At 62.0% G+C, this 19,876-nt stretch carries 18 protein-coding genes and 4 tRNA genes; 19 read left to right on the top strand and 3 right to left on the bottom strand.

Going from position 1 to position 19,876, the window contains the following annotated elements; genetic code table 11:
* Window positions 1–5: 5 nt before the first annotated feature.
* The 6 genes from AC0CMF_RS06425 (at window position 6) to AC0CMF_RS06400 (ending at window position 5,890) form a co-directional block, all read left to right on the top strand.
* A complete protein-coding gene (locus tag AC0CMF_RS06425) occupies window positions 6–1,151 on the top strand; it encodes a hypothetical protein (RefSeq protein ID WP_472481254.1) in 1,146 nt (381 codons plus the stop codon).
* Window positions 1,152–1,277: 126 nt separating this feature from the next.
* Window positions 1,278–1,520, top strand: coding sequence for a helix-turn-helix domain-containing protein (locus AC0CMF_RS06420; RefSeq protein ID WP_472481252.1), 243 nt, complete (start codon window positions 1,278–1,280; stop codon window positions 1,518–1,520).
* Window positions 1,517–2,593, top strand: a complete 1,077-nt coding sequence (locus tag AC0CMF_RS06415) for a hypothetical protein (RefSeq protein ID WP_472481250.1) — start codon at window positions 1,517–1,519, stop codon at window positions 2,591–2,593. Before AC0CMF_RS06420 ends, AC0CMF_RS06415 begins: the two co-directional genes overlap by 4 nt.
* Window positions 2,590–2,901, top strand: coding sequence for a hypothetical protein (locus AC0CMF_RS06410; RefSeq protein WP_472481248.1), 312 nt, complete (start codon window positions 2,590–2,592; stop codon window positions 2,899–2,901). Before AC0CMF_RS06415 ends, AC0CMF_RS06410 begins: the two co-directional genes overlap by 4 nt.
* Complete coding sequence (locus AC0CMF_RS06405; protein WP_472481245.1) at window positions 2,891–5,140, top strand: DUF6371 domain-containing protein; 2,250 nt, start codon at window positions 2,891–2,893, stop codon at window positions 5,138–5,140. The genes AC0CMF_RS06410 and AC0CMF_RS06405 overlap by 11 nt, the downstream gene beginning before the upstream one ends.
* A 126-nt stretch (window positions 5,141–5,266) precedes the next feature.
* Window positions 5,267–5,890 (top strand): recombinase family protein, encoded by a 624-nt coding sequence (locus AC0CMF_RS06400; protein WP_472481323.1) that lies wholly within the window; start codon window positions 5,267–5,269, stop codon window positions 5,888–5,890.
* A 548-nt stretch (window positions 5,891–6,438) separates the two neighbouring features.
* On the opposite strand, the gene AC0CMF_RS06395 is transcribed toward AC0CMF_RS06400, so the two are convergent.
* Together AC0CMF_RS06395 and AC0CMF_RS06390 are read right to left on the bottom strand one after the other, a co-directional pair.
* Window positions 6,439–6,514: transfer RNA gene (locus AC0CMF_RS06395), tRNA-Thr, on the bottom strand.
* 131 nt (window positions 6,515–6,645) lie between these two features.
* Window positions 6,646–7,851: a GTP-binding protein gene (locus AC0CMF_RS06390; RefSeq protein ID WP_374630967.1), complete on the bottom strand. Its 1,206-nt coding sequence runs from the start codon at window positions 7,849–7,851 to the stop codon at window positions 6,646–6,648.
* Between the two features lie 242 nt (window positions 7,852–8,093).
* On the opposite strand from AC0CMF_RS06390, the gene hmuQ reads away from it, so the two are divergent.
* Both hmuQ and AC0CMF_RS06380 read left to right on the top strand, forming a co-directional pair.
* The gene (gene hmuQ, locus AC0CMF_RS06385; RefSeq protein WP_374630969.1) at window positions 8,094–8,408 is read left to right on the top strand and encodes a heme-degrading protein HmuQ; all 315 of its coding nucleotides are present in this window, start codon (window positions 8,094–8,096) and stop codon (window positions 8,406–8,408) included.
* Between the two features lie 71 nt (window positions 8,409–8,479).
* Complete coding sequence (locus AC0CMF_RS06380) at window positions 8,480–8,974, top strand: hypothetical protein (RefSeq protein ID WP_058900189.1); 495 nt, start codon at window positions 8,480–8,482, stop codon at window positions 8,972–8,974.
* Between the two features lie 47 nt (window positions 8,975–9,021).
* On the opposite strand, the gene AC0CMF_RS06375 is transcribed toward AC0CMF_RS06380, so the two are convergent.
* Window positions 9,022–9,846 (bottom strand): TrmH family RNA methyltransferase, encoded by an 825-nt coding sequence (locus AC0CMF_RS06375; RefSeq protein WP_472481242.1) that lies wholly within the window; start codon window positions 9,844–9,846, stop codon window positions 9,022–9,024.
* Between the two features lie 404 nt (window positions 9,847–10,250).
* Here AC0CMF_RS06375 and AC0CMF_RS06370 point away from each other — a divergent pair.
* From AC0CMF_RS06370 to rpoB, 11 genes are all read left to right on the top strand, one after another.
* Window positions 10,251–10,335: transfer RNA gene (locus AC0CMF_RS06370), tRNA-Tyr, on the top strand.
* 22 nt (window positions 10,336–10,357) lie between these two features.
* Window positions 10,358–10,431 (top strand) — tRNA-Gly (locus tag AC0CMF_RS06365).
* A 173-nt stretch (window positions 10,432–10,604) separates the two neighbouring features.
* The gene (tuf, locus tag AC0CMF_RS06360) at window positions 10,605–11,795 is read left to right on the top strand and encodes an elongation factor Tu (protein WP_058900184.1); all 1,191 of its coding nucleotides are present in this window, start codon (window positions 10,605–10,607) and stop codon (window positions 11,793–11,795) included.
* 117 nt (window positions 11,796–11,912) lie between these two features.
* Window positions 11,913–11,988, top strand: a tRNA-Trp gene (locus AC0CMF_RS06355).
* A 104-nt stretch (window positions 11,989–12,092) separates the two neighbouring features.
* Window positions 12,093–12,290, top strand: a complete 198-nt coding sequence (gene secE / locus AC0CMF_RS06350) for a preprotein translocase subunit SecE (RefSeq protein WP_019966700.1) — start codon at window positions 12,093–12,095, stop codon at window positions 12,288–12,290.
* 41 nt (window positions 12,291–12,331) lie between these two features.
* Window positions 12,332–12,862 carry a transcription termination/antitermination protein NusG gene (nusG, locus tag AC0CMF_RS06345; protein ID WP_019966699.1) on the top strand — a complete coding sequence of 177 codons (531 nt, stop codon included), beginning with the start codon at window positions 12,332–12,334 and terminating at the stop codon, window positions 12,860–12,862.
* Between the two features lie 159 nt (window positions 12,863–13,021).
* Window positions 13,022–13,450, top strand: coding sequence for a 50S ribosomal protein L11 (gene rplK, locus AC0CMF_RS06340; protein ID WP_019966698.1), 429 nt, complete (start codon window positions 13,022–13,024; stop codon window positions 13,448–13,450).
* Between the two features lie 4 nt (window positions 13,451–13,454).
* Window positions 13,455–14,150 (top strand): 50S ribosomal protein L1, encoded by a 696-nt coding sequence (gene rplA, locus AC0CMF_RS06335; protein WP_019966697.1) that lies wholly within the window; start codon window positions 13,455–13,457, stop codon window positions 14,148–14,150.
* 403 nt (window positions 14,151–14,553) lie between these two features.
* Window positions 14,554–15,072, top strand: coding sequence for a 50S ribosomal protein L10 (gene rplJ, locus AC0CMF_RS06330; RefSeq protein WP_050475500.1), 519 nt, complete (start codon window positions 14,554–14,556; stop codon window positions 15,070–15,072).
* A gap of 65 nt (window positions 15,073–15,137) precedes the next feature.
* Window positions 15,138–15,509 (top strand): 50S ribosomal protein L7/L12, encoded by a 372-nt coding sequence (rplL, locus tag AC0CMF_RS06325; protein WP_019966695.1) that lies wholly within the window; start codon window positions 15,138–15,140, stop codon window positions 15,507–15,509.
* A gap of 190 nt (window positions 15,510–15,699) precedes the next feature.
* Window positions 15,700–19,836, top strand: a complete 4,137-nt coding sequence (gene rpoB, locus AC0CMF_RS06320) for a DNA-directed RNA polymerase subunit beta (protein WP_058900187.1) — start codon at window positions 15,700–15,702, stop codon at window positions 19,834–19,836.
* The last annotated feature ends 40 nt before the right edge of the window (window positions 19,837–19,876 follow it).

The raw sequence follows: 19,876 nt of genomic DNA, 5'->3' as shown, positions 1-19,876 counted from the left end.
ATTTCATGATGGACCTTACAAGCCGGTATTCAGATGAGACGGTGCGCAAAGTAATTGATAGCTTTGTTGTGGGCTACGAAAGCAAGATGGGTATGCCTGAACCAAATGGCGCACTAAGTCTGAATGAAAGTGATCTGGATCAATATTCGTTTCTTGTCCGCCAACGTGCTCTCTGGGGTCGAATGTTTGGGCAGGTGATCAGTGTTCAAGAATTTGACAAGTTTGCTTTGTTTCCCTTGCCGCCGGGTTGGGGTGCTTTCCGGAGGCCGTCGAAACCTTACCCGCAAAGCGATGCGCTCAGTGAATTGGATAAATGGGTCGGCCAGTTGCTTGACCGTATGAGCGGAAGAGCAGAGCAAGCCCGTCTTGAGCACCTGTGCCAGTGTCCATTTTTCTGGGTGCGCTGGGCTATCTATTACGCCTATGGTGCTCCTGGGTATGGTGTTGAGCAATTCTATAGGAATAAAACTTCAATTCCTTATAAAGAAATGCGGCGTGGTATCGCGGAAATACAGAAGCTTGCAACTGATACTGTAGATTTGCTCGAAAGCATTCATGGTATTATCTGCGAGAATGGCATAGGAGAGTATCTAGATGATGATGAAATATTTGGTGGGGGGGTTGTTGAGACGATTAAAGTTGAGCGTGGCGGATATGAAGACGGATTGAAGTTTGAATTTCTGCCTTTCAAGCGAAGCGAAGTCTTTCAGCTTGATGCAATTCGGGAGAAAATGGATTTCCTGCAAGGGCTGGCCTGCCATGCTGCGAAGTGGCGCGATGATCTCAGGGATTCCGGAGGTGCGCCTCCCGTCTGGCGGAGGCGTGCATTTGCGGCCCATATGGCGGCGGCATATTTTTTCCTGACTGATGAACTCCCAACAAGCACGCCGACTGGTGATTTCGCCGTCTTTCTGGATGCTGCGGAGCAGGTCTATTGGGATGACATGGACCCTTCAGCTCATTTGCCGGAACAAAGCCGTGGCCGCAATCAGCCGTTACCAACAAAAGACATTCTGGCCGACACGGTAAAGCTCTTCAAATCCATCGACTTCAAGAAAGAGCAAGAACTGCGGGGGAGCGGTTGGGATGTGAAATCCTATGAACGTGGCATTCTCCCGGTCACAATGGATGCTCTTTACAAAGCTCTTTAGGCTTTAATTTAATCCGGTCAACCCACGGCGTTTTGCCTATTGGCTGGCCGGATGACTCTAGGTCGATGCACGGACATCTTCATCGCACATCGCGCAAATCAGCGCGTTGGTTTCGATGAGGCATAGATGACCGAACAAAATCTTTCCCCCGATCCTTCCGCTCTGCTGACTGAAACTCAGGCAGCAGAGTTTCTTCATGTCTCGCGCCGCAGCCTGCAAGCCTGGCGGGTTCGGGGCGGCGGCCCGCGCTTCGTCAAGATTGGCAAGCTTGTTCGGTATCGGCGCGCTGATCTGCTGGCTTTTACTGCTGAAACTTTCGAGACGACGACTGAAGCAGACGCCCAGCGCGGCGCGGCAGGTGCGGCATGACTGACGGTGAAGGTTTCCAGCCTCTGGCGCGCTTTGTCGAGAGCGCCGGGCTTGACCTGGTGGCCGTGCCGGTTGGCAAGTCTCTGGTTGTCCAGCCTTGCCCAGCCTGCGGCGCGATCCATCGCCATGGTGGCCTTGAAGGCGGCTACTACGTGCCGCATTGCGCCGACGATCTGGCGCGGTCGATGCGGTTGACTAGCTACCGGCTGTGGACCGCGCCGGAGCAGATGGCGGACGAGCGGGCTGCCGTGCGCTCGTTCGGGCCGCTGGCGGATGCCCGGTTAATTGCACGGCTGCACGCGGCGGATCGGCAATTCGCGCCGCTGATGCGGGCTTTGCTTCTCACCGCGCTGCCGGGTGGACGGATCGTCAAGGCCGCATGGCGCGTGCCATCTTATGAGGTGGCGACGGTCTGGGGACGGCTTGAAGTTAGCCACCGGGGCGGTTGGGATGTTTATCCCGATAAGGGTGGGCTGCCGCGCTGCGGGGCAAATCTGCTTTCCCTGCTGCCGGTGGTAAGCGGATTTACGGCTGGTACCTACGCGGCACGTGTGTTGTCTGCTGCGACCGGCTGGCGGGTGTCTGGCCTGACGCGGCACGCCTTCCGCGATTTTTTCGACACATTGGCCGAAAAGGAACCGGCCACGGCGCGACATTTGACATTTGATCAAGGCGGATTAACTCGCCTGACGGCGAGCGGGCGTCCGCGCTCCGTCGCCCTGGGGCCGCTGATGGCGGCGCTTCTTGTGTCGGTTTTTCCCCGTGGTGAACTGCGGGACAGCGGCTTCGTCTATGTCCACGGCAAACGGGATGTACGCCTGTCGGTTCTGGCCGGTGGGCGCTGGGCGGGACGTTTCCGCGTGCATGGCGAGGCGGTTGCCGCCCATGGTCATGACCTTTTGTCCTTGCTCGCCCTGGTGTCGGGCATAGAAGGCGGCTGGTGGGCAGAACGCATCCTGACCACGGCGTTGGGCCTACCGCTCGACGGGATGGCGCGGGCCACGCTGGCGGATGGCGTTGGCGAGGCGATTCGTCCCGCGACGGTGGTGCCTGCTGCGGAGGCGGCAGAATGAAGCGGCGGCGTATCAATTTCGAACGGGTGGCGAGCGCTGCGCTGGCAGCCGCGCCGGGGATCGTCAGCCGGTGGCTGCCGGACGGACGGCGCGAAGGTGTCGAGTGGGTCGCGCGCAATCCGAAGCGGGGCGACCGGCGGCACGGTTCGCTCAAGATAAATCTTTCGACCGGTAAATGGGCCGATTTCGCCACGGGAGATGGCGGGCGCGATCTTGTCGCGCTGGCGGCGTTCCTTTTCGACCTGAAACAGCCGGAAGCGGCGGAAAAGGTGGCCGGTATGCTGGGGGTTATGGCCTATGACGATTGACCCCTTTGCCCCGATCTCCGGCAGCGCCAGCCCGGCCCCGGCCCCTGCCGCCCCGGCGGCGGTGCCTGCCTGGCTGCCGGTGCTGCCTGTGCCGCCCAGCGCACCGAAGCCGCCGAAGGAACACCCGACCAAAGGCAAGCCGTCCGCAGTTTGGACTTACCGGGATGCTGCGGGCGCTGTTCTCGCCCTTGTCGCCCGGTTCGAAAAGGCTGATGGCGGCAAGGACGTGATGCCGCTTACCTGGTGCCGGAATACCGCCGGGCGTGAGGGGTGGCGCTGGGCGGCAATCCCCGCAAACCGGCCCCTATACGGCCTCGACCGGCTCGCCCAGCGCCCGGACGCGCCGGTCATTGTGACGGAAGGCGAGAAGGCAGCAGACGCGGCGGCGGCGCTCTGTCCGGACCATGTAGCCACCACGTCCAGCGGCGGCGGCAAGGCGGCAGCGAAGTCTGACTGGTCGCCCTTGGCTGGGCGGGCGGTGGTCATCTGGCCGGACGCCGACGCGCCGGGCCAAGCCTACGCCGACGAAGTGGCACGGCTCGCCCTGGCGGCGGGGGCTATCTCGGTTCGTATGATCGTGCCGCCACAGGGCGTAACGAAGGGGTGGGACGCAGCAGACGCTAAAGAAGAAGGGTTGAACCCGGCTAAAGTTCTCGATCTCATCCGGGCCGCTAAAGAAGTAGCGCCCGCGCCATCGGGGAATGATTTTGCGCCAGTTGATGCAGCCATGCGCCCAGCGCCGGAGACGGCTCCCGAAACGGCCCCTGACAACCTTGCCGACACCGGGAAGCGAGGGGGGCGCGGAAAACGCCGGGAACGCAAGAACCCGCCGAAGCGGGATGCCTTCCTTGCGTCACTGGATGCGGCGGAGCTGTGGCACTCCCCGGAGAAGGTGGGTTTTGCAACGGTCCCGGTGAATGGGCATTTGGAACATTGGAGATTGGACAGCTCGGCCTTTGCGCGCTGGGCTGCCGGACAGTTCTACCGCGCCACCGGCAACGCGCCTGCGGGGCAGATGCTGGCCGATGCGCTGCGGGTGCTTCAGGTGCGGGCCATCGAGGAAGGCCCTTGTCATCGGACGTTCCTTCGGACGGCATGGGATGGTGAGGCGTGCTGGCTGGATCTCTGCGATAACGCTTGGCGTGCTGTCCGGATAACGGGCAATGGCTGGGAAGTGGTTGCCCGTCCTTCGGTCAAGTTCCTGCGGGGCGAAACCATGCACGCCCTACCCGAACCCGAAGCCGGGCATTTGATTGAGGAACTGCGTGGTTTCATCAACGCTGATGACGGTGACTTCAGGCTAATCGTTGCCTGGCTCGTCGCGGCCCTCTGGGGGCGCGGCAGTGCGTTTCCGGTGCTTGCCCTGGGTGGTGAACAGGGTTCCGGCAAATCGACAATGGCGCGTCTGCTGCGGGGCTTAGTAGACCCTTCGGCAGTCTCCGGGCTGGCACAGCCGAAAGACGAGCGCGATCTCTTCACGATGGCGATATCGTCGCACGTTTTGTCCTTTGACAACCTCTCCAAGGTCGAGAACTGGTTTTCGGATTCCGTCTGCCGTCTGTCCACTGGCAGTGGCTTTCTGACGCGTAAGCTGCACTCCGATGCTGAACCGTTCTGGTTTGCCGGATCGCGACCGGTACTCGTCAACGGTATACCCTCGCTTACCGGGCGGGCCGATATGGCGGACCGGTCGCTAACTGTGCGCCTTCTCAGGATTGATGAGACCGCCCGGCAGTCTGAAGATGATTTCTGGGCGGCGTGGGAGGCCGTGCGCCCTGGCATTATCGGGGCGTTGCTCGATGCGGTCGCGGCGGCTGTCCGGCGGTACGATGCAACCAAGCTGGAACGTGCGCCGCGCATGGCAGACTTCGCCCGGCTGATGGCGGCTGCGGAACCGGGCTTGGGCTGGATGGCTGGCGAGTTTATGGCCGCGTACGAAGCGAACAGGCGAGAAACGGCTGAAGCCGTTTTTGAAGGTGACCCTGTGGCCGTGGCGATTGAGCGCCTGATGCGGGAGGAACACCCGACCGGGCGTTGGGAGGGGACGGCAACGGCTTTGCTTGCTGCCCTGACGCGGCTGGGCGCGGAAGATGCCACGGGAGGAAAGTTCCTGCCGGTCAAGCCGAATACGCTGGGAGATGCCGTCGCCCGCGCCGCCCCGCTCCTGCGGGCAAAAGGCATTGCAGTCGAGAAGCGCCGGGCGGCTGGAAGCCGGACAATTGGAATATGGTGGCTCTGACGGCTCTGTTCAAAAAGGGTATACTATTTTTGCACCATGCAAAGCGCTGGTGCAAAAAGCTACTTGCGTAACCCTAAATAGACCGATACATATTGAACCATACAAAATAGACCGATGGGGGTTCTTATGTTGGTCCGGGCTTATCTTCGTGCATCCACCAAGGAACAGGACGCCACCCGCGCCCGCGCTGCCCTTGACGCCTTTGCAAAGGAACGCGGTCTGAAGATAGCCGCCCGCTACATCGAGAACGAAAGCGGTGCCAGCTTGGACCGTCCAGAGCTCTTCCGCTTGCTTGCGGACAGTGAGCGCGGCGATGTGTTGTTGATTGAACAGGTGGACCGTCTGTCTCGCCTGTCTGGTGAAGATTGGGAACGCCTCAAGGCAGAAATCGCGGCTCGCGGGGTGAAGGTCGTTGCCCTGGACCTGCCGACGAGTTGGACGCTAGCCAGCGCTACGGCAACCGATGAATTCTCCAGCCGCATGGCTGAGGCGATCAACGGGATGATGTTGGACATGCTTGCCGCAATTGCCCGGAAGGATTACGCAGACCGGCGGCGGCGGCAGGCGGATGGCATCGCCAAGGCCAAGGCTGGTGGCCGATACACGGGGCGTCCGGCCAATGACGCACGGAATGCCGCGATTGCGCGGATGTTAGAGCGTGGCGACAGCTGGTCAATGATCATGGCCGCGACCGGTGCCGCTAAAGGGACTGTCGCCAAGATCGCCAAGAACCTGAAGGCGGCAGATTGAGCCTAACACTCTTTCGCCTTCCTCATGGCCCGCGCCTCGCCAAGGCGTGGGCCTTCTGTTTTTTGGGCCTCCCTTCTCCCGCGCCCCCTTCCACTCATTGCAGCACGCTGCGGCAGGGGGAGGAGGCGCTAGTAAGGCCCCCCACCTTTAGGGACCGTACAAAGTTCTGAGGCTCCCACGGGCGGAAAGACCCCGAGCCGCCGCCAGCCTCACACTAAACACAAAGCCTAAACTTCTAAAGAAACCAACGGCTTATTCTGTCGTCGGCGCTAAAGTTGCAACCCATGAGCGAGGCGCTGGGCTGTTTTGTGCGCGGCGCGATGACGACCGAATGACGACCGATGACAACCCCTGTCAATTACTAAGCGTTTGAAATCAAACGGAAATGACGGCCATGACGACGATGACGGCCTTTCTTTATTGAAATAAAGAAAAGAGAGAATCAGCGTGAAGGGGGAGGGGAGAGGGAAAGGCCGCGCGGTGTTTATATACTGCTTATACTGGCTGTCGGGGTATGAGTTGGAATATCGCTAAGTCATTGAAAAATATGGTGCCGGCAACAGGGTTCGAACCCGTGACCCCCTGATTACAAATCAGGTGCTCTACCTGCTGAGCTATACCGGCATCTTTTGCGGCTTTTAGCATGGGTTTGGCGGATGTGCATCCGCCTTGATGCAATTTTTCCACTGATGAGGAATGGCCGGAAAGAAGAGGAATACCCGGCGGGGTGGAATGTGGCCCCGCCGGTGATGATGTCAGGCTGCGGCACGGCCCCAGGCGGGGAAGGGGTCCTTCAGATTGCGCCAGCTGGCCGGGGCAAAGGACGATGCGGGCACGAGGCAGGCGGAGAGGTCGCGGCGCAGCGCTTCCTCATCCATCGGGTCCGTGCCGATGAACACCAGTTCCTGCCGCCGGTCACCCCACACGGCATCCATGTAGGGCGCCATGGCGTTGTGCCAGTCCTGATGGTCCGGCCAGTGGGTCTTGGGCACGGCGGACCACCACAGGCCGCGCTTTTCGGTGCGCACCTGCGCGCCGGCCATGCTCAGTTCACCGACGAATTCCGGCCGGGTCGCCAGCCAGAAGAATCCCTTGGCGCGCACGACGCCGGGCCAGCTGCGGTTGATGAAGGCCTGCAGCTTTTCCGGATCAAAAGGCTGACGGGCGCGGTACACGAAGGAGCGGATGCCATATTCCTCCGTCTCCGGCACGTGATCGGAAAAGCCGTTCAGCTCCTTGTACCAGAGCGGGTGGGTGTGGGCGTGCTCGAAGTCGAAGCGTCCGGTGCCCAGCACATCGGACAGCAGCACCTGGCCATGGTCCACCTCGATCACGCGCGCCTCGCTGTTGAGCGAGCGGATGATCTTGCGGGCAGCCTCCAGCGCCTCCGGTGTAGCGCTCGACACCTTGTTGAGCACGATGACATCGGCAAATTCCATCTGGTCTACCAGCAGGTCGATCAGGGTGCGGGTGTCGTCCTCGCCAAGGGACTCGCCCAGATCATCCAGCAGGCTGACCGAGCCGAAATGGCTGAGCAGGCTCGCCGCATCCACCACCGTCACCATGGTGTCGAGCCGGGCGATGTCGGACAGGCTCTCGCCGTTCTCGTCGCGGAACTCGAAGGTGGAGGCAACGGGCAGCGGCTCGGCAATGCCGGTCGATTCAATCAGGAGATAGTCGAAGCGGCCAGCCTCTGCCAGGCGCCGCACTTCCACCAGAAGGTCGTCGCGCAGGGTGCAGCAGATGCAGCCGTTGGTCATCTCGACGAGGGTTTCCTCGGTGCGCGACAGGTTGGCCCCGCCATCGCGCACAAGGGCGGCGTCGATGTTCACCTCGCTCATGTCATTGACAATGACAGCAACGCGAAGGCCTTCGCGGTTGGAGAGGATGTGGTTGAGAAGCGTGGTCTTTCCGGCGCCCAGAAAACCGGACAGCACGGTGACGGGAAGGCGTTTGGTCATGGTTCGCTCGTGTGGGTCTGGAGTGGCGTTCTTATAATGTAATAACATTACATGCGATCTAGCATGGCCCGCCCGCCTTGCCAAGGGGCAGGCAGGTTCTCCACCGGCGAAACCGTCTTGCGCGGCGGCAGGCCGCAGGGCCGGGGCTTGACCTACGGCCTGCCTATAAATATGAATTATCTACTCAGGTATTTTGTGCCACCCGCAAAAGGCTGTCCGGGCGGCTGCGCAGGGAGAGATGCATGTTTGTGGCAATGAACCGCTTCAAGGTGAAGGCAGGTCAGGAAGAGGCATTCGAGACCGTGTGGAAGGGCCGGGATTCGCGCCTCGACGAGATGAAGGGCTTCAGGACCTTTCATCTGCTCAAAGGGCCTGCCGATGAGGACGAGGGCATCACGCTCTATGCGTCCCACACGGTCTGGGAAAGCCGTGAGGATTTTCTGGCTTGGACCAAGTCCGAGCAGTTCCGCGAGGCGCACCGCAACGCCGGCTCCAACAAGGACCTCTACGCCGGTCCGCCGCGCTTCGAGGGCTTCGAGGCCGTGACCGGCGCCTGAGGCCGGGTCATTTCACCGGAAACGAACGCCGCGTGCCGTGAAGGCTGACGCGTGACAAGGCAGAAAGCACCATGAGCACCGAGCCCCGCAAGACCGCAGACGCGCACCCGCAGGCCCCTTCCTGTCCGGGCGGGGCGGTCAGTGTGCTTTCGTCCGACGAGCAGACGGTGGTGCAGGTGCTGCGGCTGATCTGCCTGTCCTATGCCCGGCCGCAGAGCCAGGCCTGGGAGCAGGCGCTGCTGACAGCGCAGGCCGGGTTCGGGGCTGGGCTCGGCGGAGAGGTTGCGGTGGCGGTGATGCGGCTGATGCGGGCGATCCGCGCCGTGCGCCAGACCACGTTCCGCTTCCGCGATCCGGGCTGCCCCTGCTGCCGCACCAGCCTGTCCGATCAGGAGGGCAGGGTGCTGGCCATGGTGCGTGCCGCGCTGGCCGACCCGGTGCATCCGGCGCTGATCGATGCAATGATCCTGTGCGAGGGCGGCCCGGCAAACCGGGTGCTGCTGGAGGCGGACCGGCTGGCCGGTCTCCTGCACAGGCGCAGCGCGGCCCATCAGCAGGCTGCATAAGATAAGGTGCAGAGTGTTTGCGCGGGAGAACCTCCCGCGCACGACGATCAAAGCCCCATCTTGCTCCGGGCCAGATAGAGCGACAGGACGGCGGCATTCGACACGTTGAGCGAGCGGATCTCGCCCGGCATGTCGAGACGGGCCGTGGTGTCGCAGGCGGCGCGCACGCCGGGGCGCACGCCCTTGCCCTCAGAGCCCAGCACCAGCACGGTCTTGCTGCCGAAGGTGGTCTCTTCCAGCGTCGCCGGGCCATCGCTGTCGAGGGCAACGCAAAAAAAGCCCTGCTCGCCCATCTCTTCCAGAAACTTGGCGAGGTTCTTCACCCGCACGTGCCGGATCATGTCCAGCGCGCCGGACGCGGATTTGGCGAGCACGGAGCCTTCCTCCGGCGCGTGGCGCTCGGTGGTGACAACGGCATCGGCGGCAAGCGCCACGGCAGAGCGCAGGATCGCACCCACATTATGCGGATCGGTCACCTGGTCGAGCGCCAGCACCAGCCTTGCGCCCTTCAGTTCCTTCACCCCATAGGCGGGCAGGGGATCGGCTTCCAGAATCATGCCCTGATGCACGGCATCGCGGGTGACCATGCGGTCGAGCGCGCGGGGCATCTGGATATCAACGGGCACGTCAATCTTGACGCCGCGCTCCTCGAGCCGGTTCACCGCATTCTCCGTTGCATAGAGACGGATGCGGCGGCGGTCCCGGTTGCGGAAGGCGGCTTCCACGGTGTGCAGGCCGTAAAGCAGCACGGGGCCCTCCGGCGGCAGGCCGGGGCGGCGCGGGGCTGGCTTGATGAAGCCCTGTCCCTTGCCGGGACGGGCCTTGCTGGTGAAGGGGCGCCCGCGCTGCGGGCCGGAAGAATGTTCGCTCATGCCGCTCTCCTACTCTCTATATGCGGGAGGGGGAAGAGGGAGGCGGCTGACACGATAGAATGCGGTTGCAGATTCTCGGGCAGTGACAGCCGGAAGGCTTCATCCACAGGCGCCCGGGAGACTGGCGCCGCAATGCAGCAAAGACGGCGCATATCCGGCCAAGCCTGTGCAAAACTTCATGAAACCGCCGGAAGCGCAGGGAAACCCTAGGGCGGCGGGAGCCGTCCCGCAGAGCCGGCAAAGCGGAAAAACGGCTGGCGGCGAATTTTCTTGAAAGAAATCCAAATCGGCGTTGACAGCAGGGAACCCTATCTGCATAACACGCGCCACAGGACACCCCGGCCGGTTGGACGGGGCGGTCTGTGAAGCCATCCTGACTGCTTCGGACAGAGGCTCGACGGAATGGAGGAGTGCCCGAGTGGCTAAAGGGGACGGACTGTAAATCCGTTGGCTAAGCCTACGTTGGTTCGAATCCAACCTCCTCCACCATCGTCTCCCGAAGTCCGGGTCAGCGGGTGTAGCTCAATGGTAGAGCAGCAGCCTTCCAAGCTGATGACGAGGGTTCGATTCCCTTCACCCGCTCCATCACTGGGTGCCGATCAGATTGACCGGTGCGGGCTTCGCTCGCTCAGGGTCCTGGAAAGAACGGGAAGCAATTCGTATTGGCCGCGGCGCCTGGAATGGCTGCCGGTGCCGCCGGAAAGCGTCCCGCCTCGAACCTGACGACTGAACTGCGTAACAGATAGAGAGCGACGCCGATGGCGAAGGAAAAGTTTGAGCGCACGAAGCCGCACGTGAACATTGGCACGATCGGCCACGTTGACCACGGCAAGACGACGCTGACCGCGGCGATCACGATGACGCTGGCTGAGACTGGCGGCGCGGTTGCCAAGGCCTATGACCAGATCGACGCAGCGCCGGAAGAAAAGGCGCGCGGCATCACGATCTCGACGGCCCACGTTGAGTATGAGACGGCAAACCGTCACTACGCTCACGTTGACTGCCCGGGTCACGCCGACTACGTCAAGAACATGATCACCGGTGCTGCCCAGATGGACGGCGCGATCCTGGTGTGCTCGGCCGCTGACGGCCCGATGCCGCAGACCCGCGAGCACATCCTGCTCGCCCGTCAGGTCGGCGTGCCGGCTCTGGTGGTGTTTATGAACAAGGTCGACCAGGTCGACGACGAAGAGCTTCTGGATCTCGTCGAGATGGAGCTGCGCGAGCTGCTCTCCTCTTACGACTTCCCGGGCGACGACATTCCGATCGTCAAGGGCTCGGCTCTGGCTGCGGTTGAAAACCGCGACGCCAACATTGGCCGTGACGCCATCCGCGCTCTGATGGACGCCGTTGACGCGTACATCCCGACGCCGGACCGTCCGATCGACATGCCGTTCCTGATGCCGATCGAAGACGTGTTCTCGATCTCCGGCCGTGGCACCGTGGTGACCGGCCGTGTCGAGCGCGGCATCGTGAAGGTGGGTGAGGAAGTCGAGATCGTCGGCATCCGCGACACCAAGAAGACGACCGTGACCGGCGTTGAGATGTTCCGCAAGCTTCTGGACCAGGGCCAGGCAGGCGACAACATCGGCGCGCTGATCCGTGGCGTTGGCCGTGAGGACGTTGAGCGTGGTCAGGTTCTGTGCAAGCCGGGTTCGGTCAAGCCGCACAAGAAGTTCAAGGCCGAAGCCTACATCCTGACGAAGGAAGAAGGCGGCCGTCATACGCCGTTCTTCACGAACTACCGTCCGCAGTTCTACTTCCGCACGACGGACGTGACGGGCATCGTTGAACTGCCGGAAGGCACGGAAATGGTGATGCCGGGCGACAACATCTCGGTCGTCGTGACGCTGATCGTTCCGATCGCCATGGAAGACGGCCTGCGCTTCGCTATCCGCGAAGGCGGCCGTACCGTCGGCGCCGGCGTGGTGGCATCGATCATCGAGTGATGATGGCGGGCGCCGGCTCATCCGGCGCCTTCCTCTCCGGACTTGAACAACCCCTTGCGGGTTGCCTGAACCGGAGATAAGAACAGGTTTGGACGGAACTTCAGGTCCCGTCCGTGCAGGGGTATAGCTCAGTTGGTAGAGCGGCGGTCTCCAAAACCGCAGGTCGCGGGTTCGAGCCCTGCTGCCCCTGCCATTTTGTTCTTGAATATTGGCCGCCGAGGCCTTATTGAGGACCACTCGGGCGGGGCGCGCGGATGATTCTGCGCGCCCGCTCGTCGTGACAAGACCGGAACCGGAATGGCCAAGAGCAATCCCTTTACGTTTATCCAGCAGGTTCGCTCCGAAGCTGCCAAGGTGACCTGGCCGACCCGCAAGGAAACGGCCGTGACGACTGTCATGGTCTTTGTGATGGTGGTGCTTGCCTCCATCTTCTTTCTTCTGGCGGATCAGCTGATGAGCTGGGGCATTGGCTTGCTCCTCGGCGTGGGCGGTTGACGCCTGCAAGGTTTCACGAGACAGGAAACGGAACTGAGGTCATGGCCAAGCGCTGGTACATTGTGCATGCCTACTCCAATTTCGAGAAGAAGGTAGCCGAGTCCATCCGCGAGAAAGCTGCCCAGAAGGGGCTTTCTGACCTGTTCGAGGAAATCCTCGTTCCGATGGAAAAGGTCGTCGAAGTGCGCCGCGGGCGCAAGGTCGATGCCGAACGCAAATTCTTCCCGGGCTACGTTCTGGTGAAGATGGACATGACCGATGAGGCGTTCCATCTGATCAAGAACACCCCCAAGGTCAGTGGCTTCCTCGGTTCCGAGCAGAAGCCCGTTCCGATTTCGGAAGCCGAGGCGCGCCGCATCCTGAGCCAGGTTCAGGAAGGTGTCGACCGGCCGAAGCCGTCGGTCAGTTTTGAGGTTGGCGAGCAGGTCCGCGTATCTGACGGCCCGTTTGCCTCCTTCTCCGGCCTCGTCGAGGAAGTGGACGAAGAGCGCGCGCGCCTCAAGGTTGCCGTGTCGATCTTTGGCCGCCCGACGCCGGTCGAGCTGGAATTTGGTCAGGTCGACAAGGTCTGATCAAGCTGGCCGCCCACGGGCGGCCAAAGCTGCATGGAGGCCATCATGGCGTCCGCGCAGAAGAGGGTGGCAGGTAAGGCGCGCCTACGCCGGGCGTGTCAAGCCAGACCACCCGCTCCTGAATGCCGGTTTATCTGGCTTACTCGCTAGGAGAGTATAATGGCGAAGAAAATCGAAGGTTACATCAAGCTGCAGGTGGCAGCCGGCTCCGCAACGCCGTCGCCCCCGATCGGTCCCGCGCTGGGTCAGCGCGGCCTCAACATCATGGAATTCTGCAAGGCGTTCAACGCGCAGACCCAGGATATCGAGAAGGGCGCTCCGTGCCCGGTCGTGATCACCTATTTCTCCGACAAGTCCTTCACCTTCCAGATCAAGACCGCTCCGGTCAGCTTCTTCCTGAAGAAGGCTGCTGGTCTGAAGTCCGGTTCCAAGACCCCGGGCCGCGGCACGGTTGGCAAGGTGAACAAGGCGCAGGTGCGTGAAATCGCCACCGCCAAGATGAAGGACCTCAACGCGAACGACGTGGAAGCGGCGATGCGCATGGTTGAGGGTTCTGCCCGTTCGATGGGCCTCGAGGTCACGGAGTAAGATCATGGCGAAGATTGGCAAGCGTATCCGTGCTGCTCGTGAAGGCATCGACAGCAACAAGACCTACGCCCTCGGCGAAGCCCTGACCCTGCTCAAGGACCGCGCCAAGGTGAAGTTCGACGAAACCATCGAAGTTGCGATCAACCTCGGCGTTGACCCGCGTCACGCTGACCAGATGGTTCGCGGCGTCTGCGTGCTGCCGAACGGCACGGGCAAGACCGTTCGCGTCGCCGTGTTTGCCCGTGGCGACAAGGCTGAAGAAGCCAAGGCTGCCGGCGCAGACATCGTTGGCGCCGAAGAGCTGGTCAACGAAGTGCAGGGCGGCAAGATCGACTTCGACCGCTGCATTGCAACCCCGGACATGATGCCGCTGGTCGGCCGTCTTGGTAAGGTGCTTGGCCCGCGCGGCCTGATGCCGAACCCCAAGGTCGGCACCGTGACCCCGGACGTGGCTTCGGCCGTGCGTGACGCCAAGGGCGGCGCCGTGCAGTTCCGCGTCGAGAAGGCTGGTATCATCCACGCCGGCGTTGGCAAGGTCTCCTTCACCCAGGACGCCCTGGTCGAAAACATCCGCGCTCTCGTGGATGCCGTCCAGAAGGCCAAGCCGAGCGGTTCCAAGGGCCAGTACATGCGCCGTGTTGCCCTGTCGTCCACGATGGGCCCGGGCGTCAAGGTCGACCTGGCTTCGATCAACGGCTGATGCTGCAGACCCGGCAGGGCATACTGCCGGGTTTCGCGCTGGCCGCAGCGGCGTGACCGGCCTGGAGTTGACGCTCCGGCCCGCGCCGCATCCAAGAGGTTCCTCCCGGTTCTGCCGGGAGGCACTGGTCTGGTCCCGTACCGGATCATCCCTGTCCGAGACTGCAGGTGCCGGGAAACCGGTCTAAGCCGAATGGGCCTGCATAGATGGGTGAGAACCAGTTTGTTTCCGGCTTGCCGGGTTCTGCAACGGTTCGAACCAGATGCCTTGCCGCGCTCCAAGCGAGGTGAGGGGACAGGAAACCCTGAGCGTCGCCTGTGACGCAGTACGGGGCTTCCCCGCACTGCCAAGCTGGCGGCAAAGGCAAACCGGTGGCGGAAACGCCATCAAATGGAGTAGGCAAGTGGAAAGAGCGGAAAAGCACGAGTTCGTGACCGCCCTCAACGAAGAGCTGGGTAGCACTTCGGTTGTGGTCGTCGCGCACTATGCGGGTCTCTCGGTTGCACAGATGACCGCGCTGCGGTTGAAAGTGCGTGACGCCGGCGGCACCGTAAAGGTTGCAAAGAACCGCCTTGTAAAGCTTGCCCTTCAAGGCACTGACCTTGAGCACATCAATGGCCTCTTCACGGGCCCGACCCTGATCGCCTATTCGGAAGATCCGGTCGCGGCTCCCAAGGCCATGGTGGAATTCGCCAAGACGACGGACAAGTTCGTCATCCTCGGCGGTGCTCTCGGCAAGACCAACCTGAATGCGGAAGGCGTCAAGTCTCTCGCCACGATGCCGTCGCTCGATGAGCTGCGCGCAAAGCTGGTGGGCATGATCCAGACCCCGGCATCCCGCATCGCCCAGGTTGTCAACGCACCGGCCGGGCAGCTCGCCCGCGTTTTCGGCGCGTATGCCAAGAAGGACGAGGCCGCATAAGGCGCCCCCTAAGCAATACACTGTCTGTAACCAAGCATTTGGTTCGAACGTAAGGTACATAAGAAATGGCTAACCTCGAAAAGCTCGTTGAAGATCTGTCCGCCCTGACCGTCATGGAAGCTGCTGAGCTGTCCAAGATGCTCGAAGAGAAGTGGGGCGTGTCCGCCGCAGCTCCGGTGGCTGTTGCTGCCGTTGCTGCTGCTCCGGCTGCTGCTGTTGAAGAGCAGACCGAATTCGACGTCGTTCTCGCTGACGCTGGCGACAAGAAGATCAACGTGATCAAGGAAGTCCGCGCCATCACCGGCCTCGGCCTGAAGGAAGCCAAGGAGCTCGTCGAAGGCGCTCCGAAGGTTGTCAAGGAGCAGGTCTCCAAGGCTGAAGCCGAAGACCTCAAGAAGAAGCTCGAAGAGGCTGGCGCCAAGGTCGAGCTCAAGTAATAGGATCGAAAGATCCAAGGCGGTCCCGGGCAACCGGGACCGTTTCCTGGCCCCGGCGGGTATAACCCGTTTCCGGGGCATTAGTCCCGAATAGGGGACGGTTATCCGAAGCGCCCGGGCGAAGCTGCCCGATTGGACAAGGGGCGTTGCGGACAGCCGTCACCCAAGGCGATACGAACGAGGAGCGACAATGACCCTAACGTTCAACGGTCGCAAGCGTGTCCGGAAATTCTTCGGATCGATCCGCGATGTAACGGAAATGCCCAACCTCATCGAGGTTCAGAAGGCATCCTACGACCAGTTCCTGCAGGTTGAGGAGCCCAAGGGCGGCCGTCCCGATGAAGGCCTCCAGGCGGTCTTCAACTCTGTTTTCCCGATTTCCGATTTTGCCGGAACGGCCCTGCTTGAATTCGTCAAGTTCGAATTCGAACAGCCCAAGTACGACGTCGAGGAGTGCCGTCAGCGCAGCATGACCTTTGCTGCCCCGCTGAAGGTGACCCTGCGCCTGATCGTGTTCGATGTCGATGAAGACACCGGCGCCAAGTCCGTCAAGGACATCAAGGAGCAGGACGTCTACATGGGGGACATCCCCTTCATGACCGAGAACGGTACGTTCGTCGTGAACGGCACCGAGCGCGTCATCGTGTCCCAGATGCACCGTTCCCCGGGCGTGTTCTTCGATCATGACAAGGGCAAGACCCATTCCAGCGGCAAGCTGCTGTTTGCTGCCCGCGTGATCCCGTACCGCGGTTCCTGGCTCGACATCGAGTTCGACGCCAAGGACATCGTCTATGCGCGTATCGACCGCCGCCGCAAGATTCCGGTCACCTCCCTGCTGATGGCCCTCGGCCTCGACGGCGAAGAGATCCTGAACACCTTCTACCAGCGCATCGAATATTCGCGCGCGGGCAAGGGTTCCTGGCGCATGCCGTTCGACGGCGACCGCCTGAAGGGCAACAAGGCTTCCTACGATCTGATCGACGCCGACACCGGCGAAGTCGTGATCGAAGCCGGCCGCAAGGTCACCGCACGCACGATCAAGCAGCTCACCGAAAAGGGCGTCAAGGCCCTGAAGGTGACCGACGAAGACCTGCACGGCCAGTATCTGGCCGAGGACGTCGTCGACTTCGTGACCGGCGAGATCTACGCTGAAGCCGGTGACGAGATCAGCGCCAAGCTGCTCGACGAACTGATCCAGCGCGGCTACGAGGACCTGACCGTTCTCGATATCGACCACATCAACACCGGCGCTTATGTCCGCAACACGCTTGCTGCGGACAAGAACGAGAGCCGTGAAGATGCGCTGTTCGACATCTACCGCGTGATGCGCCCGGGCGAGCCGCCCACTCTGGACTCCGCTGAAGCGATGTTCCAGTCGCTGTTCTTTGACGCCGAGCGTTACGACCTGTCTGCGGTCGGCCGCGTCAAGATGAACATGCGCCTTGACCTGACCTGCCCGGACACCGTGCGCACCCTGCGCAAGGAAGACATCCTGGCCGTGATCCGGCTGCTGCTCGACCTGCGCGACGGTAAGGGCGAGATCGACGACATCGACAACCTCGGCAACCGCCGTGTGCGTTCGGTCGGCGAACTCATGGAGAACCAGTACCGCGTCGGCCTGCTGCGCATGGAACGTGCGATCAAGGAGCGCATGAGCTCTGTCGACATCGACACGGTCATGCCGCAGGACCTGATCAACGCCAAGCCGGCAGCCGCTGCCGTGCGCGAGTTCTTCGGCTCCTCGCAGCTCAGCCAGTTCATGGACCAGACCAACCCGCTGTCCGAAGTGACGCACAAGCGCCGCCTGTCGGCTCTTGGACCGGGCGGTCTGACGCGTGAGCGCGCCGGCTTCGAAGTCCGCGACGTGCATCCGACCCACTATGGCCGTATCTGCCCGATCGAGACGCCGGAAGGCCCGAACATCGGTCTGATCAACTCGCTGGCGACCTTCGCCCGCGTGAACAAGTACGGCTTTATCGAGAGCCCGTACCGCAAGGTGCGCGATGGCATCGTCTCCGACGAGGTCGTCTATCTCTCGGCCATGGAAGAAGCCAAGCACTACGTCGCCCAGTCCAACGCTGTCCTCGACGAGGGCAACCGTCTGGTGGAAGAGCTGGTCACCTGCCGTCATGCCGGTGAAAACATGCTCGTTCCGTCCGACCGCGTGGACCTGATGGACGTGTCGCCGAAGCAGCTGGTTTCGGTCGCTGCCGCGCTCATTCCGTTCCTGGAAAACGACGACGCCAACCGCGCTCTCATGGGCTCGAACATGCAGCGTCAGGCCGTGCCGCTGGTGCGCGCCGAAGCGCCGTTCGTCGGCACCGGCATGGAGCCGATCGTGGCCCGTGACTCCGGCGCTGCCATCGGTGCCCGCCGCGGCGGTGTGGTCGACCAGGTGGACGCGACCCGTATCGTTATCCGCGCCACGGAAGATCTCGATCCGTCCAAGTCGGGCGTCGACATCTACCGCCTGATGAAGTTCCAGCGTTCCAACCAGAACACCTGTATCAACCAGCGTCCGCTGGTCCGCGTCGGTGACGTCATCTCCAAGGGTGACATCATCGCTGACGGCCCGTCGACGGATCTGGGCGATCTGGCCCTCGGCCGCAACGTGCTCGTCGCGTTCATGCCTTGGAACGGCTACAACTTCGAGGATTCCATCCTCCTGTCCGAACGCATCGTGTCCGATGACGTCTTCACCTCGATCCATCTGGAAGAGTTTGAAGTCGCCGCCCGTGACACCAAGCTCGGACCGGAAGAAATCACGCGCGACATTCCGAACGTCTCGGAAGAAGCGCTGAAGAACCTCGACGAAGCTGGCATCGTCTACATCGGCGCCGAAGTGAAGCCGGGCGACATCCTCGTCGGCAAGATCACGCCGAAGGGCGAAAGCCCGATGACGCCGGAAGAAAAGCTTCTGCGCGCCATCTTCGGTGAAAAGGCTTCGGACGTCCGCGACACCTCCCTGCGTCTGCCGCCCGGCGTTGCCGGCACGGTCGTGGAAGTGCGCGTGTTCAACCGTCACGGCGTCGAGAAGGACGAGCGTGCGATGGCCATCGAGCGCGAGGAAATCGAGCGCCTGGCCAAGGACCGCGACGACGAGCAGGCAATCCTTGACCGCAACGTCTATGGCCGTCTGGCCGAGATGCTGCTGGGCAAGACCGCCATTGCCGGCCCGAAGGGCTTCAAGAAGGACACCAACCTGACCGGTGACGTCCTTGGCGAATACCCGCGTTCGCAGTGGTGGCAGTTTGCCATGGACGATGAAAAGTTCATGAGCGAAGTGGAAGCCCTGCGCGGCCAGTATGACGAAAGCCGCAAGCGCCTCGAGCAGCGTTTCATCGACAAGGTGGAGAAGCTGCAGCGCGGTGACGAGCTGCCCCCGGGCGTCATGAAGATGGTCAAGGTCTTCGTCGCCGTGAAGCGCAAGATCCAGCCGGGCGACAAGATGGCCGGCCGTCACGGCAACAAGGGCGTGGTCTCCAAGATCAACCCGAACGAGGACATGCCGTTCCTGGCGGACGGCACGCATGTCGACATCGTGCTCAACCCGCTGGGCGTGCCTTCGCGCATGAACGTGGGCCAGATCCTCGAGACCCACCTTGGCTGGGCCTGCGCAGGCATGGGCCGCAAGATCGGCGAGCTCTATGATGAGTACCGCAAGACGGGTGAGATCCAGGCTCTGAAGGGCGAGATCCACGAACTCTACGGCGACAACATCAAGGGCGATGCGGTCAAGCGTTACGATGACGAGAGCGTCCTGCGTCTTGCCGAACAGCTGAAGAAGGGCGTTTCGATTGCAACGCCGGTCTTCGACGGCGCGCATGAGCCGGACATCGTTGAGATGCTCGACGCAGCTGGCCTTGATGCCAGCGGCCAGTCGACCCTCTACGACGGGCGGACGGGTGAAACCTTCGACCGCAAGGTCACCGTGGGTTACATCTACATGCTCAAGCTGCACCACCTCGTGGACGACAAGATCCACGCCCGTTCGATTGGACCTTACTCGCTCGTGACCCAGCAGCCGCTGGGTGGCAAGGCGCAGTTCGGCGGCCAGCGCTTCGGTGAAATGGAGGTGTGGGCCCTTGAAGCATATGGCGCTGCCTACACGCTGCAGGAAATGCTGACCGTGAAGTCGGACGACGTCGCGGGCCGCACGAAGGTCTACGAGGCAATTGTCCGTGGTGATGACACGTTCGAGGCCGGCATTCCGGAGAGCTTCAACGTTCTCGTGAAGGAAATGCGGTCGCTGGGTCTCAACGTGGAACTTCAGCAGTCTGACCTTACCGCAATTACCGACGAGCCCGCGGCAGACGCGGCAGAGTGATCTGCGGGCATGAAAAAGACTGAAACAGGACGTACAGTGC

Source organism: Pannonibacter sp. CBAS1226 (genome assembly GCF_055685825.1).
The sequence above is the reverse complement of the archived record's forward strand: the minus strand, read 5'-3'. Positions and strand labels throughout refer to the sequence as shown.

What these genes read in the sequence shown, in the direction of transcription:
- rplA (WP_019966697.1), top strand. Translation starts at nt 13,455, where the DNA reads ATGGCGAAGATTGGCAAGCGTATCCGTGCTGCTCGTGAAGGCATCGAC.
- AC0CMF_RS06410 (WP_472481248.1), top strand. Translation starts at nt 2,590, where the DNA reads ATGAAGCGGCGGCGTATCAATTTCGAACGGGTGGCGAGCGCTGCGCTG.
- nusG (WP_019966699.1), top strand. Translation starts at nt 12,332, where the DNA reads ATGGCCAAGCGCTGGTACATTGTGCATGCCTACTCCAATTTCGAGAAG.
- AC0CMF_RS06390 (WP_374630967.1), bottom strand. Translation starts at nt 7,851, where the DNA reads ATGACCAAACGCCTTCCCGTCACCGTGCTGTCCGGTTTTCTGGGCGCC.
- rplK (WP_019966698.1), top strand. Translation starts at nt 13,022, where the DNA reads ATGGCGAAGAAAATCGAAGGTTACATCAAGCTGCAGGTGGCAGCCGGC.
- rpoB (WP_058900187.1), top strand. Translation starts at nt 15,700, where the DNA reads ATGACCCTAACGTTCAACGGTCGCAAGCGTGTCCGGAAATTCTTCGGA.
- hmuQ (WP_374630969.1), top strand. Translation starts at nt 8,094, where the DNA reads ATGTTTGTGGCAATGAACCGCTTCAAGGTGAAGGCAGGTCAGGAAGAG.
- AC0CMF_RS06375 (WP_472481242.1), bottom strand. Translation starts at nt 9,846, where the DNA reads ATGAGCGAACATTCTTCCGGCCCGCAGCGCGGGCGCCCCTTCACCAGC.
- tuf (WP_058900184.1), top strand. Translation starts at nt 10,605, where the DNA reads ATGGCGAAGGAAAAGTTTGAGCGCACGAAGCCGCACGTGAACATTGGC.
- AC0CMF_RS06425 (WP_472481254.1), top strand. Translation starts at nt 6, where the DNA reads ATGATGGACCTTACAAGCCGGTATTCAGATGAGACGGTGCGCAAAGTA.
- AC0CMF_RS06400 (WP_472481323.1), top strand. Translation starts at nt 5,267, where the DNA reads ATGTTGGTCCGGGCTTATCTTCGTGCATCCACCAAGGAACAGGACGCC.
- AC0CMF_RS06420 (WP_472481252.1), top strand. Translation starts at nt 1,278, where the DNA reads ATGACCGAACAAAATCTTTCCCCCGATCCTTCCGCTCTGCTGACTGAA.
- AC0CMF_RS06405 (WP_472481245.1), top strand. Translation starts at nt 2,891, where the DNA reads ATGACGATTGACCCCTTTGCCCCGATCTCCGGCAGCGCCAGCCCGGCC.
- AC0CMF_RS06380 (WP_058900189.1), top strand. Translation starts at nt 8,480, where the DNA reads ATGAGCACCGAGCCCCGCAAGACCGCAGACGCGCACCCGCAGGCCCCT.
- rplL (WP_019966695.1), top strand. Translation starts at nt 15,138, where the DNA reads ATGGCTAACCTCGAAAAGCTCGTTGAAGATCTGTCCGCCCTGACCGTC.
- secE (WP_019966700.1), top strand. Translation starts at nt 12,093, where the DNA reads ATGGCCAAGAGCAATCCCTTTACGTTTATCCAGCAGGTTCGCTCCGAA.
- AC0CMF_RS06415 (WP_472481250.1), top strand. Translation starts at nt 1,517, where the DNA reads ATGACTGACGGTGAAGGTTTCCAGCCTCTGGCGCGCTTTGTCGAGAGC.